Source organism: Paenibacillus sp. MAEPY2, from assembly GCF_000499205.1.
In the GTDB taxonomy this organism is placed as follows: Bacteria; Bacillota; Bacilli; order Paenibacillales; family Paenibacillaceae; genus Paenibacillus; species Paenibacillus vandeheii.
This window is the reverse complement of record NZ_AWUK01000104.1, coordinates 1-3,260: the sequence shown is the minus strand read 5'-3', so window position 1 is coordinate 3,260 and position 3,260 is coordinate 1. Positions and strand designations below refer to the sequence as shown.

General features: G+C 36.6%; 3 protein-coding genes. All 3 read left to right on the top strand.

Translation table 11 applies throughout. From position 1 onward, the window contains the following. Positions 1-190 precede the first annotated feature (190 nt). Complete coding sequence (locus tag P364_RS0134650) at positions 191-958, top strand: nucleotidyltransferase domain-containing protein (RefSeq protein ID WP_024634523.1); 768 nt, start codon at positions 191-193, stop codon at positions 956-958. 188 nt (positions 959-1,146) lie between these two features. Further along, positions 1,147-1,866, top strand: a complete 720-nt coding sequence (locus tag P364_RS0134645) for a ferritin-like domain-containing protein (protein ID WP_024634522.1) — start codon at positions 1,147-1,149, stop codon at positions 1,864-1,866. A 234-nt stretch (positions 1,867-2,100) separates the two neighbouring features. Further along, positions 2,101-2,883, top strand: a complete 783-nt coding sequence (locus P364_RS0134640) for a nucleoside phosphorylase (protein WP_029881540.1) — start codon at positions 2,101-2,103, stop codon at positions 2,881-2,883. Positions 2,884-3,260 lie beyond the last annotated feature (377 nt).

Genomic DNA, 3,260 nt, shown 5'->3' with positions numbered 1-3,260 from the left:
TAATATTCTTGTATTTCATTGGAGTCGATGACATCTCATAACATTATATTCACGCATCGAGCATACGCCCTTGGTCCGGCAGAAGTATTTCAGGGAAGCAGAGGCTACCGGACACACACTTGGCATACGCCAAGCGTCGTGAATGCGGGAACGTTAGCCGAAAGAAGTTCTTAGTGTAGGAGGAGTCTATATGATATTAGAAAAAGTTATAAATAGAATTGTAATACAAAGTGAATATAAGGATTTTGTTGATAAGTATATAGATCATATACTTGCCGAATTTAAAGATAAGATTCATAGCATTTATATGTGTGGCTCGATTCCAAAAGGAACTGCTAAACCTTTTAAGTCAGATGCAGACTTTACTATTGTATGTGCAAATCCCAAAGATATTGATTACGAAAGATTGTCAAATATTAAAGACAGGCTTTTGGAAGAATATCCAGTAGTAACTAAGATTGATACGATAATTTGCTCGATTGACGATGTATTAAGTAAACCAAATGAGTGGGGTTTTTGGGTTAAGATCATTTGTGTTTGCCTATATGGTCATGACGTTGGTGAAAAAGTACCACCGATAATTATTTCTCCAGAGTTTATTTTAGACTTAAATACAGAGACCAAGGAGGAAGTAGATCGTATACATCGTTTACTTTCTAATGCTAGTGATCACACAATGAAAACTAGATATATTAAAGGTTACTCTAAGAGATTAATTCGTGCATTATACTCTTTGGTTTTAGAAGATACAGGGGTATGGCAAGATGACATTATTAAGATGAAGAATGCCATATTAAACTATTGTGAGATTGACTCCGCTTTAGTTGATTATCTGTATGCTTGTTACTTGGATAGTAATGTACTTGTTGAAGAGTTTCTGGGAATTGCAGATAAAGTATATAGCTATTTTGAGAACGCCTTAAATACAATGGCTGCCTCCAGAAATTCCCTCGGCTAACATCATATTGACGATCCGGGTCACTCTGAGAAGCGAGTGACCACATCCAGCCCCCTAAGCCCGTCGGGAAGTCACTGCATTAGGTGTTCGGCAAGCCTCACAACTATAAGCAGCGACTCTAAGGGGCCAGGACGTCGTCAATACAAAACGTTATCTGAGATAAACCTATTACATTTTAGGAGCAAATAATGAATATCACTTTCTCGAAATGGGTGCAATATTATCGAAGAAATAATCAAAACCTCAAATATATTCATTGGGATGACAACTATAAATTAACAACTAATGAAAGAGAAATAATCATTAAGTCAATTCAACAGTTTCAATTAGGAGAAAAATCTGAAGGTAAACATCTAATTAAACGTGCGCAAGAATATGTACATCAGACACAAGATCAGGATTACTATGAAGCACTTATAGAATTCATTAAAGAAGAACAAAGGCACGCTAGAGATCTAGGCAGATTTATGAAGGTACAAGGAATCCCACTCCTTCGTAGACATTGGGTGGACAATGTATTTAGAAGATTACGTCGATATGCGAGTCTAGAACAATCAGTCATTGTTCTATTAACTGCTGAGATCATTGCTAAGTTGTACTATAAAGCCTTGCAAAAATCTACAAAGTCAGAAGTATTAATAGATTTATGTAATCAGATTTTAAGTGATGAGGAGAAACATGTTCAGTTTCAATCCGAAACACTTCATAAATTTGCTCAAAATAGAAGCGTTCTCTTTAACAGAATAGTTTATATCCTTCGTAGAATCCTTTTTGAAGGAACGCTAATTATAGTGTGGTATCAACATAAGCCTGTATTTAAAGCTGGGGGATATAAACTCAAAAGTTATTACCATGAATGCCGTCATGAGTTTAACTTAACAAAGAAGATTATAGCTAATTCACAGTAGAGGTTTACGTCAGATAACATTATATCCAAGCTTCGGGTCCTGACGCTCCCTCGGTCAGCCCGAAGGGAATTGGCAGGGAAGTGGAATCAGGCGGACACATCCGCACCGACTAACCGCATCGCGGCCGCCTCTAACGTGGCTTAAGTCGGTGGGACATCGTGGATACAGTAACGTTATATGTAATAGCCGCAAAGAAATAATAAAAAAATTTAAATTACTTTGGAGGTAAGTGAGATGGAGAGCAAAAAAATTGATAGTAAAGAATTCCCGATATTGGAATTTGATGAATCGCGAGTTGCAATAATTGAGGCAACTAATTTTATCAATCCAAAAGAAGAATTTAAATACTGTGTCATAACATTTTTTAGAGATGTAATTGAAAAAATGAAAACGGAGGGAAAGTTGAAAGAAGTTGCAAGTCTACATTGCGAGACTGTAGATTTGCCAATATATGAAACATATTATCAAGGGAAAAAAGTACATATTACTTTGGGGTATTTAGGAGCTGCAGGTTCAGCAGGATTCTTAGAAGAACTGATAGCCTATGGTTTTCAGAAATTTATAGTTTGTGGTGGTGCAGGTGTATTAAAAAAAGACATTGCTGTTGGACATGTAATAGTACCCGTTTCTGCAGTGAGAGATGAAGGAGTATCATACCATTACATTAAGCCATCAAGAGAAATTGAATGTAATCTAGAGGTATTAAAAATTATTGAGGACGATTTTAATATACATAATATCAAGTATATAAAGGCCAAAACTTGGACGACAGATTCATTTTATAGAGAGACTAAAGAAAAGGTTGAGTTGCGGAAAGCAGAAGGGTGTGTAACTGTAGAAATGGAAGCAGCAGCATTTATGGCTGTTTCACAATTTAGAAATGTAAAATTAGGTATTATCTTGTATGGCGGTGATGATTTAAGTGGTGTCGAATGGGATAGTCGAAGTTGGAATAGCAGATCAGAAATAAGAATAAACCTTGTTCAAATATCAATGCGGATATGCAGTTCTTTTTAACTGGAATAGATTTAATCCATTTATTAATGCATTTATAAAAAGGGAAATACTAAATAGACAACCAAGAGTTAAATGTAAATATGACAACATAAATAAATTATGCGAAATCGAAGAAGGCGGCTACAACATATAACACCGTATTCGCGCTGTGGTCCCAAAAGGGGCCTTGGTTGCCAGAGGCATTTCGGGGAATTGGATTCAGGTAACACACCCGCACCACCTAAGCGCGGTCGCGCTCAGTCGGGAACCGGCTTCGCATATGGTTCCGAGCTCCTTTAAAGTGGTGGGGCGTCGGGAATACAACAACGTTATCAGAAATTACAATTATAAAAAATCGAGGTGTGAATTTGTGAAAGTAAAATTAATATTTGTGAGTA

Excerpts from the sequence above, each read along its gene's own strand:
- P364_RS0134650 (WP_024634523.1), top strand. The coding sequence starts at position 191 with ATGATATTAGAAAAAGTTATAAATAGAATTGTAATACAAAGTGAATAT.
- P364_RS0134645 (WP_024634522.1), top strand. The coding sequence starts at position 1,147 with ATGAATATCACTTTCTCGAAATGGGTGCAATATTATCGAAGAAATAAT.
- P364_RS0134640 (WP_029881540.1), top strand. The coding sequence starts at position 2,101 with ATGGAGAGCAAAAAAATTGATAGTAAAGAATTCCCGATATTGGAATTT.